The sequence below is a fragment of the Nonomuraea sp. NPDC004186 genome (assembly GCF_053603495.1).
Map to the genome: position 1 here is coordinate 79,328 of NZ_JBSGFQ010000005.1, position 18,427 is coordinate 97,754.

The 18,427-nt window shown below is 68.1% G+C and carries 20 protein-coding genes; 7 read left to right on the plus strand and 13 right to left on the minus strand.

Annotation, left to right across the window (positions count from 1 at the left end; genetic code table 11):
• Nucleotides 1-27: 27 nt before the first annotated feature.
• The 13 genes from ACWEPL_RS05655 to ACWEPL_RS05715 all read right to left on the minus strand — a co-directional run bounded on the left by ACWEPL_RS05655 (nucleotide 28) and on the right by ACWEPL_RS05715 (nucleotide 11,190).
• Nucleotides 28-696: a ribonuclease HII gene (locus ACWEPL_RS05655; RefSeq protein WP_350730342.1), complete on the minus strand. Its 669-nt coding sequence runs from the start codon at nucleotides 694-696 to the stop codon at nucleotides 28-30.
• Between the two features lie 52 nt (nucleotides 697-748).
• The gene (gene lepB / locus ACWEPL_RS05660; RefSeq protein ID WP_363962935.1) at nucleotides 749-1,345 is read right to left on the minus strand and encodes a signal peptidase I; all 597 of its coding nucleotides are present in this window, start codon (nucleotides 1,343-1,345) and stop codon (nucleotides 749-751) included.
• Entirely contained in the window at nucleotides 1,345-2,205 is an 861-nt protein-coding gene (lepB, locus tag ACWEPL_RS05665; RefSeq protein ID WP_449949858.1) for a signal peptidase I, read from the minus strand. Before lepB (ACWEPL_RS05665) ends, lepB (ACWEPL_RS05660) begins: the two co-directional genes overlap by 1 nt.
• 139 nt (nucleotides 2,206-2,344) lie before the next feature.
• Nucleotides 2,345-2,707 carry a 50S ribosomal protein L19 gene (gene rplS / locus ACWEPL_RS05670; RefSeq protein ID WP_185071559.1) on the minus strand — a complete coding sequence of 121 codons (363 nt, stop codon included), beginning with the start codon at nucleotides 2,705-2,707 and terminating at the stop codon, nucleotides 2,345-2,347.
• Between the two features lie 137 nt (nucleotides 2,708-2,844).
• Nucleotides 2,845-3,624, minus strand: coding sequence for a tRNA (guanosine(37)-N1)-methyltransferase TrmD (trmD, locus tag ACWEPL_RS05675; RefSeq protein WP_350730336.1), 780 nt, complete (start codon nucleotides 3,622-3,624; stop codon nucleotides 2,845-2,847).
• Nucleotides 3,624-4,124, minus strand: coding sequence for a ribosome maturation factor RimM (gene rimM, locus ACWEPL_RS05680; RefSeq protein WP_363963114.1), 501 nt, complete (start codon nucleotides 4,122-4,124; stop codon nucleotides 3,624-3,626). The genes trmD and rimM overlap by 1 nt, the downstream gene beginning before the upstream one ends.
• A 65-nt stretch (nucleotides 4,125-4,189) precedes the next feature.
• Nucleotides 4,190-4,435, minus strand: a complete 246-nt coding sequence (locus ACWEPL_RS05685) for an RNA-binding protein (RefSeq protein ID WP_113699978.1) — start codon at nucleotides 4,433-4,435, stop codon at nucleotides 4,190-4,192.
• Nucleotide 4,436: 1 nt separating this feature from the next.
• On the minus strand, nucleotides 4,437-4,877 hold the full coding sequence (gene rpsP, locus ACWEPL_RS05690; protein ID WP_449949856.1) for a 30S ribosomal protein S16: 441 nt from the start codon (nucleotides 4,875-4,877) through the stop codon (nucleotides 4,437-4,439).
• A 527-nt stretch (nucleotides 4,878-5,404) separates the two neighbouring features.
• Nucleotides 5,405-6,952 (minus strand): signal recognition particle protein, encoded by a 1,548-nt coding sequence (ffh, locus tag ACWEPL_RS05695; protein ID WP_350730332.1) that lies wholly within the window; start codon nucleotides 6,950-6,952, stop codon nucleotides 5,405-5,407.
• A gap of 57 nt (nucleotides 6,953-7,009) precedes the next feature.
• Nucleotides 7,010-7,570, minus strand: coding sequence for a GTP-binding protein (locus ACWEPL_RS05700; protein WP_350730330.1), 561 nt, complete (start codon nucleotides 7,568-7,570; stop codon nucleotides 7,010-7,012).
• Nucleotides 7,571-7,577: 7 nt separating this feature from the next.
• On the minus strand, nucleotides 7,578-7,886 hold the full coding sequence (locus ACWEPL_RS05705; RefSeq protein ID WP_319719344.1) for a DUF742 domain-containing protein: 309 nt from the start codon (nucleotides 7,884-7,886) through the stop codon (nucleotides 7,578-7,580).
• A 146-nt stretch (nucleotides 7,887-8,032) separates the two neighbouring features.
• Nucleotides 8,033-8,455, minus strand: coding sequence for a roadblock/LC7 domain-containing protein (locus ACWEPL_RS05710; RefSeq protein WP_185071550.1), 423 nt, complete (start codon nucleotides 8,453-8,455; stop codon nucleotides 8,033-8,035).
• On the minus strand, nucleotides 8,452-11,190 hold the full coding sequence (locus ACWEPL_RS05715) for a sensor histidine kinase (protein WP_363962930.1): 2,739 nt from the start codon (nucleotides 11,188-11,190) through the stop codon (nucleotides 8,452-8,454). Before ACWEPL_RS05715 ends, ACWEPL_RS05710 begins: the two co-directional genes overlap by 4 nt.
• A gap of 656 nt (nucleotides 11,191-11,846) precedes the next feature.
• On the opposite strand from ACWEPL_RS05715, the gene ACWEPL_RS05720 reads away from it, so the two are divergent.
• From ACWEPL_RS05720 to ACWEPL_RS05750, 7 genes are all read left to right on the plus strand, one after another.
• The gene (locus ACWEPL_RS05720) at nucleotides 11,847-12,728 is read left to right on the plus strand and encodes an ABC transporter substrate-binding protein (protein ID WP_355207017.1); all 882 of its coding nucleotides are present in this window, start codon (nucleotides 11,847-11,849) and stop codon (nucleotides 12,726-12,728) included.
• Nucleotides 12,725-13,534, plus strand: a complete 810-nt coding sequence (locus ACWEPL_RS05725; protein WP_350730324.1) for an ABC transporter permease — start codon at nucleotides 12,725-12,727, stop codon at nucleotides 13,532-13,534. Before ACWEPL_RS05720 ends, ACWEPL_RS05725 begins: the two co-directional genes overlap by 4 nt.
• Nucleotides 13,531-14,307: an ABC transporter permease gene (locus ACWEPL_RS05730; RefSeq protein ID WP_363962928.1), complete on the plus strand. Its 777-nt coding sequence runs from the start codon at nucleotides 13,531-13,533 to the stop codon at nucleotides 14,305-14,307. The genes ACWEPL_RS05725 and ACWEPL_RS05730 overlap by 4 nt, the downstream gene beginning before the upstream one ends.
• 14 nt (nucleotides 14,308-14,321) lie before the next feature.
• Nucleotides 14,322-15,770 carry a dihydroorotase gene (locus ACWEPL_RS05735; RefSeq protein ID WP_452435320.1) on the plus strand — a complete coding sequence of 483 codons (1,449 nt, stop codon included), beginning with the start codon at nucleotides 14,322-14,324 and terminating at the stop codon, nucleotides 15,768-15,770.
• A gap of 93 nt (nucleotides 15,771-15,863) precedes the next feature.
• Nucleotides 15,864-16,847 carry an ABC transporter substrate-binding protein gene (locus ACWEPL_RS05740; protein ID WP_452435321.1) on the plus strand — a complete coding sequence of 328 codons (984 nt, stop codon included), beginning with the start codon at nucleotides 15,864-15,866 and terminating at the stop codon, nucleotides 16,845-16,847.
• Nucleotides 16,844-17,617, plus strand: a complete 774-nt coding sequence (locus ACWEPL_RS05745; protein WP_452435322.1) for an ABC transporter permease — start codon at nucleotides 16,844-16,846, stop codon at nucleotides 17,615-17,617. Before ACWEPL_RS05740 ends, ACWEPL_RS05745 begins: the two co-directional genes overlap by 4 nt.
• Nucleotides 17,614-18,393, plus strand: a complete 780-nt coding sequence (locus ACWEPL_RS05750) for an ABC transporter permease (protein ID WP_452435323.1) — start codon at nucleotides 17,614-17,616, stop codon at nucleotides 18,391-18,393. Before ACWEPL_RS05745 ends, ACWEPL_RS05750 begins: the two co-directional genes overlap by 4 nt.
• Nucleotides 18,394-18,427: the final 34 nt, after the last annotated feature.

Genomic DNA, 18,427 nt, shown 5'->3' on the forward strand with positions numbered 1-18,427 from the left:
GTCGTACCGGTCCCCCGGTTCGCCTGGTCAGGCAACCCCGGCCCCCATTTCATTTTCACCCATCCCCCTCGCCACCGTGACGAAGGAGTATCGGTGATCAGGACACGGCCCGTGCGTTTCCAGCGCCAGCCGGTGTCCTGGTGTGACATACCCCTTGTGCACGGCGAAACCGTACTGCGGGTAGCGCCCGTCGAGCGCGACCATGAGGCGGTCTCGAGTCACCTTGGCCACGATCGACGCCGCCGCCACGCATGCGGCCACCTGGTCCCCCTTCCACACGGCCAGTGACGGCGCCGGGAGGCCCGGCACCGGGAAGCCGTCCGTCAGGATGTACTCCGGGTCACAAGGCAACTGTGCGACAGCCCGCCGCATTCCTGAAACGTTGCATTTGTGAAGACCTTTAGCGTCGATCTCCCCCGGCGGGATGATCACCAATCCGATGTGGGAGACGCGGACGATCTGGTCGTACAGACGTTCGCGCACCGCCGGGGACAGCAGCTTCGAGTCGCCGAGGCCGTCGATCTGCCTGCGCAGGATCACGGCCGCGACGACGAGGGGCCCCGCGCAGGCGCCGCGGCCGGCCTCGTCGACGCCCGCGATGGGGGTGAGGCCGCGGCGGGCGAGCGCCCGCTCATAGGCGTAGAGTCCGGAATCGCGCCGGACGACGCTTGGCCGAGGGCGGAACGCAACTGTCATGACAGAGGCAGCGTACGCCCCAAACGCCGCGAACCGCGACCGAAAGCGACCGCTATTTGACCTTGTCGAAAGTGTCAGGACGGGAGAAGAGATACCCCCGGGACAGCGGCCAGTAGCGCACCACGGCCTTGCCGATCACGTCGTTCTCCGAGATGAACCCGCCTCCGGCCTCGTCCATGTGGGCCCGCGAGTCGGCCGAGGCGCTGCGGTGGTCGCCCATCAGCCAGAGCTTTCCGGCCGGCACGGTGACGCTGAACTTATCGCCGGAAGCGTAATCGCCGGGGTAGAGGTAGGAAGTCTCCTCCAGCGGCGTGCCGTTGACCGTGATGCGCTTCTTGGAGTCGCAGCACACCACCTTGTCGCCGCCGACGCCGATGACCCGCTTGATGGTGTCCTCGCCGGTGCTCCAGCCCTTGAAGACCACGATGTCGCCGCGCTCGGGCTTGCCCGCCAGCTTGTTGACGAAGACCCGGTCGTTGACCAGCAGCGTGTTCTCCATCGAGATGGACGGGATGTAGAACGAGCCGACCACGAACGCCTGCAGCAGCAGCGCGATGCCCACGCCCAGGACCAGCAGCAGCACCGTCTCGCGGAAACCGCCCTTCTTCTTCTCTTTCCCCACGCCCTCCGCCTTCTTGGTGACGGCCATCAGCGCCTCTTCCCCTTCCAGCGGCGACGAACCAGGACCAAGGGTACGGCGAGCCCGAACCCGGCGACCAGCGGTACGGAGCCACCGAGCGCCTGAAGCGCCGGTTGCGAGAACGTGTCCGGAATGTCGATCGAGGTCGCCCGGTTGAACGGCCAGACGATCACGAAGGCCCGCCCGATGACCTGGCTCACGGGAATGGAGCCACCACCCGCGTCACCGGTGTGGGATCGGGAATCGAGCGAGACCGACCGGTGGTCGCCCATCACCCACAGCCGCCCCTCAGGCACCGTGATGTTGAAGAACTTGTCGGACGGCACGTTGCCCGGATAGAGATAGCTCTCCTCGTCGATGGGCGTGCCGTTGACCGTGATGCGATTCTTGGAGTCGCAGCACTTCACGTGGTCGCCACCGACGCCGATGACCCGCTTGATGTAGTCCTTCTCGCCGGGCACGATGCCGAACGCCGTGCCGACCCAGCGGAAGAAGGCCGCGACCGGGTTGGACGGCTCCTCCATCTGGAACTCACCGTCCCAGGAGTCGACTCCCGAGAAGACCACCACGTCTCCGCGCTCGATGTCACGCGTGTGGTAGACGAGCTTGTTGACCAGAACCCTGTCGTTTTTCAACAGGGTGTTCTCCATCGACTCCGACGGAATGTAGAAGGCCTGGACCACAAACGTCTTGATGATCAGGGCCAGCACCAAGGCCACGACGACAAGAACGGGCAGCTCTTTCCAGAACGACCCCTTCTTCTCCTTTTTCTCGCCTTTTGCTGGCTTCTGAGTCTCTTCGGCGACCACGTCCACCTCGTCCTCGACAGGGCGGCGCGCCGCGCCGTGCTCCTGGCTCTCGCTAGTCATCGCTGACGAGCCTAGATGATGCTTCGGCTCGACAAGCCTCGACCGACGTTACACCCATGCACGAGTCGCTCCACATAAAGGAAACGGCCCTGTAAAGCCGAATGGCCCGCGCGAGTGCGCGGGCCACGAAAAGACCGGGCTACTTGGCGGCCGTCGTCTCGCGCTTCTCGCGGATACGGGCGGCCTTGCCGCGCAGGTCGCGCATGTAGTAGAGCTTGGCCCGGCGCACGTCGCCGCGGGTCACGAGCACGATCTTCTCGATGACCGGGCTGTGCACGGGGAAGGTGCGCTCGACGCCGACGCCGTAGCTGACCTTGCGGACCGTGAAGGTCTCACGGGCGCCGCTGCCCTGCCTGCGCAGCACGAAGCCCTTGAAGACCTGGATACGGGAGCGGTTTCCTTCGACGACTCGCACGTGAACCTCGAGCGTGTCACCGGGGCGGAAGCTCGGCACGTCGCTGCGCAGCGTCGCCTTCTCGAGCTCCTGGATCTTCGTGTGCATGAGAGCTGTCCTCAAGTCCTCGCGAGCACGCGGAGGTCCACCCGGCCGTGGCTCGCGGCGGACACGCCTGCTGATGTGATGAACCCGGGATCGTTTCCCGGGCATGACAGACCAACCAAATGACGGTTGGCAGCGATTCAGTTTGCCATATCTTCGCGCTCGACGCGAAACGACAGCTCCTCGAGGAGCTTCCTGTCGTGCTTGTCGAGCGTGTCGGGGTCGAGCGCCGCGGCCAGCTCCGGCCTGTTCCGTACGGTACGGCGCAGCGCCTGGTCACGCCGCCATCTGGCGACTTTTCCGTGATGCCCGGACAGCAGCACCTCAGGCACTTCATGCCCCCGCCAGACGGGCGGCTTGGTGTAGACGGGGCCCTCGACCAGATTCTGCATGGACCCGGGCGCGAACGAGTCGTCCACGGCCGACTGGGCGTTGCCCAGCACACCGGGCAGCAGCCGCCCGATGGCCTCGACCATGACCAGCACCGCGACCTCGCCCCCGGCCAGCACATAGTCACCGATGCCGACCTCGTCGACCCGCAGCCGGGAGCCGTACTCCTCCATGACCCGCGAGTCGATGCCCTCGTACCGCCCGCACGCGAACAGCAGCCACGGCTCCCCCGCCAGCTCCTGCGCCAGCTCCTGGGTGAACGGCCGCCCGCTCGGCGTCGGAACGATCAGCCGCGGCGCGCCGTCCCCGGCCACGTCGTCGATGGCCTCGCCCCACACCTCGGGCTTCATGACCATGCCCGGCCCCCCGCCGTAGGGGGTGTCGTCCACGGTCTTGTGCACGTCGTGGGTCCAGTCACGGAGCTGGTGTACGCGTACGTCGAGCGTGCCGCGCTCGCGGGCCTTGCCGATCAGCGAGACGTCGAGCGGCGCGAAGTATTCGGGGAAGATCGAGATGATGTCGAGCCGCATCACAGCAGGCCCTCTGGCGGGTCGACGACCAGCCGACCGCCCTCCAGGTCGATCTCGGGCACCAGTTCCTTGACGAACGGGATGAGCGCCTCGTCCGCCCCGACCCTGCGTACCACCAGGAGGTCCTGACCGTGGTGGAGAACGTCGGTGATCTCGCCCACGGGCTCCCCCGCGGCGGTCTCCACCGTCAGGCCGATGAGCTGATGATCGTGGAACTCGTCGGGGTCGTCGGACGGCACCACCTCGGCCGAGTCGATGACCAGCATGGTGCCCCGCAGCTCCTCCGCCACGTCGCGGTCGGTGACCCCCTCGAGGGTCAGCAGCAGGAAGCCCTTGTGCCAGCGGCGGGCCGCGACGACGAGCGGCCCCCTGTCGGCGGGGTCCGTGGCGATGGACGTGCCCACGGCGAAACGCAGCTCGGGATCGTCGGTGCGTACCTCCACGGACACTTCACCGCGCACCCCGTGCGGACGGCCGATCCGGCCGACGACCAGCTGCAACATGAACTCCTAACGCAAGCGCCCCCATCGGCCGGCAAAGCCGATGAGGGCGCGGAAACCTGACGCTAACGGACTGTTTCGTGCAGGTCGAGCAGGTCGACCCGTACGTACTTCCCGTCGGCCAGGGCGTTCACAACGGTGCGCAGCGCCTTGGCGGTGCGCCCGCCGCGTCCGATGACCTTGCCCAGGTCCTCGGGGTGCACCCGGACCTCCAGGACGCGCCCGCTGCGAATGCGGCGTGCGCGGACCCGGACATCGTCTGGATGTTCGACGATGCCCTTGACGAGGTGCTCGAGAGCCTCCTCGAGCACGTCAGGCCTCGCCCTCGGCCTGGGTCTCGGCGGGGGCCTCAGCCTCTTCCTTCTTCTTGGCCTTCTTCGGCGTGGTGGCGGCCGTGCCGGTGTCGCCACCGGACAGCGCCTCCTTGGCCGCGGCCTCGTAGAGGGCGTGACGGTCAGGCGCGGGCTCGGCGACCTTCAGCGGCGCAGGGGCGGGCTCGCCCTTGAACTTCTGCCAGTCGCCGGTGAGCTTGAGCAGCTTGAGGACGGGCTCGGTCGGCTGCGCGCCGACCCCCAGCCAGTAGGCCGCACGCTCGGCGTTGACCTCGATGCGCGAAGGGTCGTCCTTCGGGTGGTACAGGCCGATCTCCTCGATCGCCCGGCCGTCACGCTTGGTGCGGCTGTCGGCGACGACGATGCGGTATTGAGCGTTGCGGATCATGCCGAGCCGCTTGAGCTTGATCTTGACTGCCACGGGTGTGGTCTCTCCTGCATTCGAGCGTGGGTGAACGGCATCTCGCCGAGTGGGGCACGACGGGACGACGCTCCAGGGACAGGCGCGTCCGGCGGGAGATGAGAGGGCACCCGCATGGCCACGATGTTCCAACATGCCATTGTGCCAGATCCACGGCACTGCCATCGACGTTCCGTCACGGCGCGTCGCCTCCATCCGCGCCCGATCGGCGCCCGAAGGCTCGGCACCGCTTGCGACCTGGCCGCATGTACGGCGAGCGACCCGTTCATGGTATCCCGCCGGCGCATGATCTCCGGCCGCGCGAACGGGGAGCGACCGGTTCCGGGTGGGCGTGCGCAAGTCGAGGCGAGCAGCCGTACGAAAGAGCGGACGCAGGCGCTCAGGGAGACGGGGCTGCCGGGAGTCCACCAGCGGGAAGGCGGGGCCCGGGGCGCGCCACCGCCGGGAGCCCGAGGCGCGCCACCCCCGGAGACCGGAGTGCGGGTCGGCCGGGGTTGGCCGCCGGGAGAGCAGGGTCCCGGCGGTGGTTACTTCTGGCCGGGCAGGCGGAACTTGGAGGGGTCGAAGCCGGGCGGCAGCTCCACACCCGGAGGCAGCTTGCCCCCGAGGTTGCCCAGCAGGCCACCGCTCTTGGGCTCCGCCTCCGGAGCCTCGGCGGAAGAGGCCTTGCCGAGAGCCGCCTTGCGCGGGTCGCCGCTGACGCGCCGCCCCTTGGCCTTCTTCTGCGCCTTGCCCGCCTTGCCGCGACCGCCCGGCATGCCGGGAATGCCCATCCCGCCCGCCATCCGCTTCATCATCTTCTGCGCCTCGAAGAAGCGGGTGACGAGGTTGCTGACCGCGGTGACCGTGACGCCGGAGCCGGCCGCGATGCGGGCCCGGCGCGACCCGTTGATGATCTTGGGGTCCTGGCGCTCCCCGGGCGTCATCGAGCGGATGATGGCGGCGATACGGTCGAGGTCGCGGTCGTCGATGGAGTTGAGCTGGTCGCGCATCTGCCCCATGCCGGGCATCATGCCCAGCAGGTTTTTGATGGGCCCCATCTTCTGGACCATCATCATCTGCTCGAGGAAGTCCTCGAGCGTGAAGTTTTCGCCCGACGTGAGCTTGCCCGCCATCTTGGCGGCCTGCTCCTCGTCGAACGTCTTCTGGGCCTGCTCGATCAGGGTGAGGATGTCACCCATGTCGAGGATGCGGGAGGCCATCCGGTCGGGGTGGAAGGCGTCGAAGTCTTCGAGCTTCTCACCCGTGGAGGCGAACATGATCGGCCGGCCCGTGATGTGCCGCACCGACAGGGCGGCGCCACCGCGGGCGTCGCCGTCGAGCTTGGTCAGCACGACCCCGTCGAAGCCGACGCCCTCCATGAACGCCTGCGCCGTCGTGACGGCGTCCTGGCCGATCATGGCGTCGACCACGAACAGGACCTCGTCGGGCGAGACCGCGTCGCGGATGTCCGCGGCCTGCTTCATCATCTCCTGGTCGATGCCCAGGCGGCCGGCGGTGTCGATGATGACGATGTCGTGCAGCAGGCGCTTGGCCTCGTCGATCGACGTGCGGGCGACCTCGATCGGGTCGCCGGCGCCGTTGCCCGGCTCGGGGGCGTAGACCGCGACCCCGGCGCGCTCGCCCACGACCTGGAGCTGCTGGACGGCGTTGGGGCGCTGCAGGTCGGCGGCGACGAGCAGGGGCGTGTGGCCCTGCTCGCGCAGCCACCTGGCCAGCTTGCCGGCCAGGGTGGTCTTACCGGCGCCCTGCAGACCCGCCAGCATGATGACGGTCGGCGGCGTCTTGGCGAGGCGGAGCCTGCGCGTCTCGCCGCCGAGGATCCCGATCAGCTCGTCATTGACGATCTTGACGACCTGCTGCGCCGGGTTGAGCGCCTGGGAGACCTCGGCCCCGCGGGCGCGCTCCTTGACCTGGGCGACGAACGCCTTGACCACCGGGAGCGCGACATCGGCCTCCAGCAGGGCGATGCGGATCTCGCGGGTGGTGGCGTCGATGTCGGCATCGGACAGCCGGCCTTTGGACCGGAGGGAGGAGAAGACCGATGTCAACCGGTCGGATAGCGTCTCGAACACGTGGTTGGCCAGTCCTCGAAGCGAATGAACGTCTAAGACTCCAGCCTATCCGCTCCGCTAGCCGCTCCAGCCTGGCACGGCCATGCGGACCGAGAGCGCGTGCTCGACCAGGTTGATCAGCGCGGTCTTGACCGAGTCCTTGGACCTGGCGTCGAGGCGCACCATCGGGATGTGCGGCGCCAGGGTCAGGGCGTCACGCACTTCGGTGTCGCTGTGGGCGTACTGGCCGTCCCAGCCGTTCACCCCCACGATGAACGGCAGCTGCGCCTCCTCGAAGTAGTCGATCGCGGGGAAGCTGTCCGCCAGGCGGCGCGTGTCCACGAGCACGACCGCGCCGATCGCGCCGCGCACCAGGTCGTCCCACATGAACCAGAACCGGTGCTGTCCGGGCGTGCCGAACAGGTACAGGATCAGGTCGCGATCGAGCGAGACGCGACCGAAGTCCATGGCGACGGTGGTGGTCGACTTGAGCGGCGTCATGCCCAGATCGTCGATGCCCTTGGAGGCGTCGGTCATGACGGCCTCCGTGGTCAACGGCATGATCTCCGACACCGCGCCGACGAAGGTCGTCTTGCCCACCCCGAACCCACCGGCGACCACGATCTTCGTCGAGGTCAAACCGGGGCTAGAGCCTGCGAAGTCCACTGAGCACCCTTTCCAGCAGGTTGACGTCCGGCCTACCCGCTTCCAGCTGCGGCTGATGCACCCGAACCAAACCCTCTGCCGCCATGTCCGCGATCAGAACACGCACCACACCGAGCGGGATCCGCAGCAGCGCCGAGACCTCAGCCACCGACCTGACCTGCAGGCACAGCTGGCTGATCGCCTTGTATTCGGGGGTGATGTGCGAGAACTCCCGGTGCTCGGCGGTCGCCGAGGACACCAGGGCCTCCATGGCCAGCTTGACCTTGGGCGCGGTACGCCCGCCGGTCACGGCATACGGCCGTACCGGCGAGGCGGGGTCGTTGCTGGGCGGCGGCTGAGGGGGAGGCTGCCAGCTCCCACTGTTCTGGGAATCCCACGCACCGCTGTTATGGGAGTCCCAGCCGCCGCTGTTCCATCTGGGGTCTGTCACCTACATCACCTGGTCTGGCTGGCGCGCAACTCTGCGCGCACAGCCGGGGTAAGCACCTGGCCGGCGCGATCAACCATAAGCGTCATCTGATACGCCACCAGACCCATGTCACAGTCCGGGGCCGCCAGCACCGCCAGGCACGAGCCGTCACTGATCGACATGATCAGCATCAGCCCACGCTGCATCTCCACGATCGTCTGGTTGACCGGCCCGCCCTCGAACACCCTGGCCGCACCCTGCGTCAGGCTCACCAGGCCCGACGCGATGGCGGCCAGCTGGTCAGCCCGGTCGGCCGGGAATCCCGCGGAGGCCGCGAGCGGCAGCCCGTCTGAGGAGACGACCACCGCGTGCGCGACGCCAGGAACGGTGCTGACGAAATCGGTGATTAACCAGTCCACCCCACGTGCCGACTGGCTCAAGTCATTCATGCGCGCTCATCCCTGCTTTCAACACTTCTCGGACCGGAGGGGTACGTCCTGCCCTCGCTGATGTCGTCACGTGCCGCCCTGAACCCCTGCTGGAAGCTCGAAAGGCGGCTGCGCACCCGGTCCGGCGAGACCGCCGGCATGGGGGCGACGCCCTTGGGCGCCGAGACGGTGTCGGCCGAGCCGGGCACCAGGTTGGCCTTGGGCACCCGCTTGGGCAGCCCTGCCGCGGTCGCACCGTCGCGTACCGGCTCGACGACCGCCTCCGCGGCGCTCCAGCCCGCGTCGGCCTTGGCGGAACCCCAGGTGGCGGCGCCCTCGTTGCCGTGCTCGAACCAGGCCGACTCGACCGAGGCGAAGATCGGCAGGTATTCGTCGCCCGAAGAGGCGGGCTTCACGGCCGGGATGGGACCGGTCGCCGCCGACTCCGTTTCGGGGAAGTCGTACCTCGGCTGCCCCATGTCCATCTGGTCGCCGCCGAAAGGCCGCCTCGGCAGGGAGTTGCCGTTGTCCTGGCCCCACTCGCCCGGCCGGCTGTTGGAGTTGCGCGCCGGCACCCAGACGTCAGAGGTGTCGTAGCCGCCGCTGCTGCTGCGCGGGTCGGCCGGCCAGCCCACATCCACGCTCGGCTGGGCCGAGAAGGACGGCTGTGAGGGGAACGACGGGTGCCCCGGCCCGGGCTGGTAGCCTCCCGGACCCCACTGGGGGGTGGGCGGCGGCGGCACGGGCGGCATGGGGGGCTGCTGCATCGGCGGCATGGAAGGCATGGGCGAACGGGCGCCGAAGCTCTCGTCGAACGAGTCCAGCGTCCCCATGCCGGTGCCGCCGGGGGTCGCGTAGGCGGGAGCCTGCGAGCCGAGCAGCGCTTCCGGCATCAGGACCATGGCGGTCAGACCGCCGGTGCCGTGGGGGCGCAGCTGCACCCGGATGCCGTGGCGGTGGGCCAGCCGCGCGACCACGAACAGGCCCATGCGGCGCGACACGGACACGTCCACGGTGGGGGCGTCCATGAGGCGGTCGTTGGCGATGGTGAGCTCGTCCGGGGTCATGCCGATGCCGGAGTCGCTGATCGACAGCATGACGCCGCCGCCGTCGATCCGGCTGCCGGAGACGGTCACCCTGGTCTCGCGCGGCGAGAACGACAGGGCGTTCTCGATCAACTCGGCCAGCAGGTGGATGACGTCGTTGACGGCCTGGCCGGCCACGGCGACGCCGTCGGGCACCTGGAGGACGACCCGCTCGTAGTTCTCGACCTCGGACAGCGAGGCGCGGGCGACGTCGACCAGCTTGACGGGCTTGCTCCAGCGGCGGGGCGGTTCCTGGCCGGCGAGGACCAGCAGGTTCTCGCTGTTACGCCGCATACGGGTGGCCAGGTGGTCCAGCTTGAACAGGTTGCCGAGTCGCTGCTCGTCCTGCTCGCCCTGCTCCAGCCCGTCGATCAGGGTGATCTGGCGTTCCACCAGCGTCTGGCTGCGGCGGGACAGGTTCACGAACATCGCGTTGACGTTGCTTCGCAGGCGGGCCTCCTCGCCCGCCAGCCGGACCGCTTCGCGGTGGATCTCGTCGAACGCCCGCGCGACTTCACCGATCTCGTCCTGAGAGGCGACGCCGATGGGCTGGACGTCGACGCTCTCGACCGACTCGGACTCACGGAGCTGGCGCACGGTGTCGGGCAGGCGGCGACCGGCGATGAACAGCGCCTCCCTGCGCAGCCTGCGCAGGGGGCCGCTCAGCGAGCGTGCCATGAAGACGGTGACCAGCAGCACGAGGATGAGCAGGATCAGGATGCCGACCGCGACGATGACGGCGCTCTGCTGCTCGGACCCTTCCAGGGTGCGGCTGCGGAGCACGATCGAGTCGGCCACGCGCTGCTCGACCTTGCGCATCCCGTCGACGGTCTCGCTGATGGCGGCGAACCAGTCCTTGCCGTCACGGGTGAGCCCGAGCTTCGGGTCCGACACGTTCCGTGGTTGCCCCAGGCTCTGCAGGAACAGGGCTCGGGCGGCCAGGATCTCCGCGCGGTCGACGGCCTTGCCGCTGACGGTGTCGTCGTACGCCTGGCGCAGCTCGAGGGGGACCTGCGCCCGGAAGGTGGCCAGCTCGCTGTTTTTCTGGGCGCGCGCGGCGATGAAGGAGTCAAGCTCCACCCGACCGAATTCCCGGGTGGCCAGGGCCGCCACGAGCAGCGCGCGCTGCGTGGAGACGTACTGCTTGGCCCGGGAGAGGGCGGCGAAGCCGGAGACGCTCGCCGAGAGCTCCTTGTCGACCGCACCTTGGTCGATGGTGTCGTTCAGGGAGAGGAGGTCTGTGATGAACCGGTCGTAGAGCTCGATGACGGAGTTCACGTCGAGCTGGGAGTCCATCGCGTTCTTACGCGCGGTGTCGAGCTCGTTGAGACGGTTCTTGATGCGCAGGGCCTCGGGCGCCTGAGGGCTGTCGGAGGTCGCCAGCGCGTCGACGCTGCCCTTGACCTCGGCGACGAGCTTGTTGACCGGCTCGTACTGATCGGTCACTTCGGTCCGGCCGGCCTTGCGCCCGAGGGCGACGAAGCGCGCGGTGTAGTCACGCTCCACCTCGACCTCGTGCGCGAGCGCGGTCAGCCGGCTCGCCAGCACGGCGACCTCGTTGACCTGCGCGTAGTCGCTGGCGCTCGCGATCGAGGTGGTGACACGCAGGCCACCGAGCACGAGCGCGGCGAGGGTCGGGATGACGACCAGGACCAGCAGCTTGGAGCGCACACGCCAGTTACGCAGGGAGAAACGCGATCCCGTCCGAGCCTTTCCGGCTTCGCCCGCAACGCCAGGGGCGACCGGCTGGGGTCCCCCGGACGCATGTCGGGGGGCTTCCTCTATTAAGCCCGGATCCCCGCCCACAGAGGGGACAACACTCTTCACTTGCCTCCGCAACCTCTCCTCGGACGGTTGGTGCACGAAGATCACGTTATGCAGGTGTTTGCGGTGTGACGCCGACGCACCCTTGGGGCGAGAGCTTATTGGAGCACATCAACACGAGATCGGCCAATAGCGCAAAGATCACGGTCGACACACAGCTGCACATTTTACGCAAATCACAACACCTGCCACAGGCCCTAGAAGTCAAGCCAGGCCCGAGATATTAATCGGACAAAAGGGATATATCGCCACATATGGTGATATATCTTGTTAATTTTAGGGGTTCCCGGTGCATCGGGAACTACGGCCTGCGCTAGGGTTCGACCGTCGCTGACACCCTCAGTTACCAACACCCCCACCCCCATGGGTTCATAAGGAGACGCGTAATGCGGTTCGGTGCATTAGGGCGTAGTGCCCTGATTGGGCTTGTGAGCACCCTCGTCATCACCGGGTGTTCAAGTTCCGGCGACAAACCAGAAAGCGCGAGTTCCGCCGCCGGTGGCATGAAAACCGACCTGTTGGTCGGACAGTATCCGGGTGCGGACTCTGCGCCACTGTTCATCGCCATGGAGCGCGGCTTCTTCAAGGAAGAGGGCCTCAACGTCAAGCAGGAGCCCATCCAGGCTCCGCAGGCGGTGCTCCCCAAGCTCGCCAACGGCCAGATGGACGTGGTGCTGGGCAGCTACGCCACCATCCTGACCATCCAGCAGGCCGGCACTGAGAAGTTCAAGTACATCGCGGACTCCTACCAGGGCGCGCCCGGGGCCTTCGGCATCATGGTCAAGAAGGACTCCCCCATCAAGCAGGTCGCCGACCTGAAGGGCAAGAAGATCGGCGTCAACATCGTCGGTGGTCTGGGCACGCTCACGATGAGCCCCCACTTCAAGATCGCCGGTCTCGACCCCACCCCCGGCAAGGACATCACCTACGTCGTGATCCCGACGACGGAATGGATCTCCTCGCTGGACAAGGGCAGCGTCGACGCCGTGTGGATGACGGACCCGTACGTCAGCCAGGCGAAGAAGGAGATCGGCGCCACCATGCTGCTGGACACCATGTCCGGCCCGACCGACGGTCTGCCCATCACCGGCTGGGCGGCCACGGAGAAGTGGACGCAGAACAACCCCAAGACCCTGGCCGCCTTCCAGCGGGCCATGGCCAAGGCGCAGCAGATCGCCGCCACCGACCGGAGCGCGGTCACCAAGGTCCTGCCGACCTTCACCAAGATCCCGGCTGAGACCGCCGCCACGATCAACCTCGGCGCCTACCCGACCTCGCTGAACTCCCAGCGCATCCAGCGGGTGGCCGACCTGATGTTCGACTCCGGCCTGCTCAAGCAGAAGATGGACGTCAACTCGATGATCTACGCAGCACCTCAGGGATGATGACCACGATCAACCCGGCGCGGCGCGGGCAGCACCCGCTCGCCCGCGCCAAGCTGGCCAAATACACCCGCCACGCCATCGGCGTGGCGGGTTTTCTGCTTGCCTGGCAGCTTCTCGGCATGACGGGCCTGTTCAAGTGGATGCCTCCGGCCGCGGAAACCCTGGCCAGGACGTTCTCCCTGGCCGTGGACCCGGAGTTCCTCGGGGACATCGGGGGCACGCTCACGGCCGCGGTCATCGGGTTGCCGCTGGCCGTCCTGATCGCCGTCCCGATCGGGCTGCTGCTGGGAACGGTCCCGGTGGTCGAGGAGATGACCCGGGTGTTCGTGGAGTTCCTGCGACCCATCCCCTCGGTGGCGCTGATCCCGCTGGCGCTGTTCTTCTTCCAGCCGGAGATCAACGCCAAGGTGGCGCTCATCGTGTTCGCCGCCTCCTGGCCGATCCTGATCAACACCCTGTACGGCGTGCGTGACGTGGACCCGCTGGGCAAGGAGACGCTGCGCTCGTTCGGGTTCGGCCCCGGCGCGGTGATCTGGCGGGTCGCCCTGCCGAGCGCGGCGCCCTTCATCGCGACGGGCGTCCGGCTGGCCGCCTCCATCACGCTCATCCTGGCCATCAGCGTGGAGTACATCGTGGGCGGTTCGGTCGGCGTCGGAGGCTTCCTCATCGAGGCGAGCACCGGCATCGGCATGGACGCGCTGATCGATGTCGTCGCGGTCCTGATCTGGGCCGGCGTGATCGGTCTCGTCGTCAACATCCTGCTCGCGCGCGCCGAGCGCCGGCTGTTCAGGTGGCGGAACACATGATTCTCACCCTGGTCAAGCGCCTGTGGCTGGTCCCGGTCATGTTCTTCGGCTGGGAGCTGCTCGCGGGGGCGCTCGCCACTCCGTTTCTCCCCGGACCGACCCTGATCCTTTCTCGGATGTACGAGATGTGGCTCTCCGGGCCTTACGTCTTCACCGAAGAGGCGGTCCACAACTTCCTGCCCAGCCTGATCAGGGTGGTCGGTTCCTGGGCCATCGCCGTGGTCGTGGGCGTGGGCCTCGGCGTGGCGATCGGCAGGACCCCCTGGCTGGCCGACATCGTCGAACCGCTGATCGAGTTCGGCCGGGCCGTACCGCCTCCCGTGATGCTGCCGATCTTCCTCGTGCTCTTCCAGATCGGCCCGCAGGTGCAGGTCGCGACCATCGTGTTCGGCATCGTCTGGCCGATCCTGCTCAACTCCATCGACGGCGCCCGCAACCTCGACATGCTGAAGGTCGAGACCGCGGCCGTCTTCGGCGTGCCGGCCCACCTGCGGTTCTTCCGGATCATCCTGCCCGCCGCGGCACCGAAGATCTTCGCGGGCCTGCGCCTGAGCGTCTCCCTGGCGCTGATCCTCATGGTCATCTCCGAGCTCAAGGCCAGCACCGAGGGATTCGGCTATCTCCTCAACATGGCCGTCAGCGCCGCCGACATGCCCGCCATCTGGGCCAACGTGGTGCTGCTCGGCGTGCTGGGCTTCGCATTCAACTCACTGTTCCTCACGGTGGAGCGGCGCGTGCTGTCCTGGCACCGCCACGCCTACCGCCTCGCATAGGAAAGACCACTGCTGTGACCGACCTGTTGTTGAAGAACGTGAAGGTTGTCACCCACGAACACGACGACCCCGTGGAGGCGGACATCGCCATCGCGGACGGCCGCATCGTACGGGTGGAGCCGGGCCAGTCCGCCGCCGGCGAGGTGATCGACGGCGGCGGCAAGCTGGCCTTCCCCGGAGTCGTCGACGCCCACCAGCACTGGGGCATCTACAACCCGCTGCCCGAGGACACCGAGTCGGAGAGCCGGGCCAGCGCCCAGGGCGGCGTGACGACGGCGCTCACCTACATGCGGACCGGCCAGTACTACCTCAACAGGGGCGGCTCCTACGCCGAGTTCTTCCCGGAGGTGCTCAGGCAGGCCGAGGGCCGGGCCTACGTCGACTACGGCTTCCACCTGGCGCCCATGTCGAGCGGGCACATCGGCGAGCTGCCCGACCTGGTCGAGCGGTTCGGGGTGCCGTCGTTCAAGATCTTCATGTTCTACGGCGGGCACGGGCTGCACGGGCGCTCCGACGACCAGCGGGCGTTCCTCATGCTGCCGGAGGGCGAGCGCTACGACTACGCGCACTTCGAGTTCGTGATGCGCGGCGTGCAGGCGGCCAGGGAGCGGATGCCCGAGCTGGCGGGCGAGATCTCGTTGTCGCTGCACTGCGAGACGGCCGAGATCATGACCGCGTACACGAAGCTCGTGGAGGAGGCCGGGGACCTGAGCGGCCTGGCCGCCTACAGCGCCTCGCGCCCGCCGCACTCCGAGGGGCTGGCCGTCTTCATCGCCTCCTACCTCGCCCACGAGACGGGCCTGGCCAACGTCAACCTGCTGCACCTGTCCTCCGCCAAGGCCCTGGACGCCGCCGTCCGCATGGCGGCGACGTTCCCCCACATCGACTTCCGCCGCGAGGTCACGATCGGTCACCTGCTCGCCGACATCGACACGGCCAGCGGCATCGGGGCCAAGGTCAACCCGCCGATCAGGCCCCGCGAGGACGTCGAGGCGCTGTGGGGACACGTGCTCGACGGCACCGTGGACTGGGTGGTCAGCGACCACGCCTGCTGCCGCGAGGAGCTCAAGTTCGGCGAGCCGAGCGACAACGTCTTCGTGGCCAAGGCAGGGTTCGGCGGCGCCGAGTACCTGCTGCCCGGCCTGGTCACCGAAGGCCGCCGCAGGGGCCTGCCGTACGGCAGGATCGCCGCGCTGACCTCATGGAACCCCGCCAAGCGGTACGGCCTGCGCACCAAGGGGACCATCGCCCCCGGTTTCGACGCCGACATCTGCCTGGTCGACCCCGGGCAGACCTGGACGGTTCGCGCCCAGGACTCGGAGTCGGCGCAGGAGTACACGCCGTTCGAGGGGTTCGAGCTGACCGCCAAGGTCACCGACACGTTCGTACGCGGCAACCACGTGCTCGACGCAGGCAAGATCGTGGGCCGGCCGGTGGGCCGCTACGTGTCCCGGCCCGCCTGAAAGCGCGTGCGCCTGCAAAGACGATCATTCCTCGGGTACGCTCACGCAAAGTAACGTGTCTCGCTCTCCCAAATCCCAGTAGGAGACCCCCCCATGGCACGCACTCTGCGCTGTCACGTACTCGCGCTCGGCTCCGTCGCCGTCCTCGCACTCACCGGCTGCAGCGGGGGCGGCGCGTCCCCGGCCTCGACGGGACCCAACGGCCTGGAGAAGGCCACCATCAAGGTCGGGGCGCTGCCGATTCCCGACCCGGTCGCGCTCTACATCGCCCAGACCAAGGGCTTCTTCAAGGAAGAGGGCCTGACGGTGGAGCCGGTCACGATCACCGGCGGCGCCGCCGCGCTGCCGCAGATCGAGAGCGGCGCCCTGGACATCACGCAGACCAACTACGTGTCCTCGATCCTGGCGGCCGGCCAGGGCAAGAAGATCAAGCTGGTGGCCGACATGTACCGGGCGGCCCCCAACACCTTCGAGATCATGGTTCCCAAGGACTCGCCGATCCAGCAGGTCGCGGACCTGAAGGGCAAGACGGTCCTGGTCAACAACCTCAGGAACATCGCCACGCTGGCGGTCACGACCCAGCTCAAGGCGGCCGGGCTCAGCGAGACGGACGTCAAGTTCGCCGAGAAGCCGTTCCCCGAGATGGGCAACGCGATCACCGCGGGGCAGGGCGACGCGGGCTGGATCACCGAGCCGTTCATCACGGCCAACAAGAACGCGCTCGGCTTCCGCACGATCGCCGACACCATGACGGGCCCGACCGCCGAACTGCCCATCGCGGGCTGGATGGCCACCGACGAATGGGTGCGGCAGAACCCCAAGACGCTGGCCGCCTTCCAGCGGGCGATCTCCAAGGCGCAGCAGCTCGCCTCCGGTGACCGCAAGGAGATCGAGGCGGCGCTGCCGACGTACACGAAGATCGACGCCAAGACGGCCGCGGCGATCACCCTGGGCACCTACCCGAGCACCCTGGAAGCGGCCCGGCTGCAGAAGGTGGCCGACCTCATGCTCGAGTACAAGTACATCAACGGCCCGATCGACGTGAAGTCGCTCATCGCGGCGAGCCCGGGCGGATGACGGGTGCCCGCCTGCTCCGCGGCGCCGTCGGCGCCGCGGGGTTCCTCCTGGCCGGAGAGCTGTTCATCCGCTTCGGCCTGGGCGAGAACCTCCTCTTTCCACCGCCTTCGACCGTCCTGTACGAAGCCGTGCGCCTCCCGGCCGACGCCACGTTCCTGGCCGGGGTGGGCACCACCCTCGCGAACTGGGCGCTCGGCCTGCTGACCGCCGTCGCGGTGGCCGTGCCCGCGGGCGTGCTGCTCGGCGCGCTGGCGCCGGTGGAGCGGGCGATCAGGCCCGTGCTGGAGTTCATGCGCCCGATCCCCTCCGTGGCCATCATCCCGCTCGCGATCCTGCTGGTCCCGGTGGACGAGCTGATGAAGGTCTCCGTCATCGTGTACGCGTCCGTCTGGCCGATCCTCATCAACACCCTGTACGGCATGCGCGACGTGGACCCGCTGGCCAAGGAGTCCCTGCGCAGCTTCGGGTTCGGCCCGCTGGCCGTGCTCGCCAGGGTGAGCCTGCCCAGCGCGGCCCCGTTCGTGGCGACCGGCGTCAGGATCGCCGCCGGGATCGCGCTCGTCCTGGCCGTCAGCGCCGAACTCGTGGCCGGCGGCGTGAACGGGATCGGCGTCTACGTGACCGTGGCCGGCAACGGCAACCGGACCGATCTCATGATGGCCGCGACGTTCTGGGCCGGTCTCTTCGGCGTGATCGCGAACATGGCGCTGCTCGCCGCCGAGCGCCGCCTGTTCCGCTGGCACCACGCGCGGACCGGGGCGGTTTCGTGAAGGCGCCGGCCCGGCTCTGGGTGGTCCCCGTGGTGCTGGCCGTCTGGGAGATCGCCGGGCGCGCGATCGGGGACACCGATTTCCCGCCGCCCACGACGATCCTGGCGCGCATGCGCGAACTGTGGTTCTCCGGCCCGCCCGCTCGTGGCTTCCTGACGAACGACGCGATCGCGAACATCCTGCCCAGCCTCGGCCGCATGTTCGGCGGCTGGCTGCTGGCCGCGCTGATCGGGATCGCGGCGGGCATGCTGCTCGGGCGTTCGCGCTCGGCGACCGACTACGTGGACCCGCTGATCGAGTTCGGCCGGGCCATCCCGCCTCCGCTGCTGCTGCCGCTGTTTCTGGTGTTGTTCAAGGCGGGCCTGACCACTCAGCTGGCCACTATCGTGTTCGGAGTGATCTGGCCGGTGCTGCTCAACACGATCGACGGTGTCAGGTCCGTCGATCGCACCTACACCGACACGGCCACGGTCTTCAACCTGTCGAGGCCGCAGCGCCTGGGCCTGGTCGTCCTCCCCGCCGCCGCTCCCAAGATCTTCGCCGGGCTGCGGCTGAGCCTGTCGCTGGCGCTGATCCTCATGGTGATCTCCGAGCTCGTCGGCGGCACTGACGGCATCGGCTACCAGTTGCTGACGGCCATGCGCAGCTTCGACGGCGCCGGGGTGTGGGCGGCGATCGCCCTGCTGGGCGTCCTCGGCTACGTCGTTAATTCCCTGTTCGTGCTGGCCGAGCGCCGGGCGCTCGTCTGGCACAGGCAGGCCACCGGAAATTCGTGAACTCTCAGGACCGAGAAAGGCATTGGCGATGAAG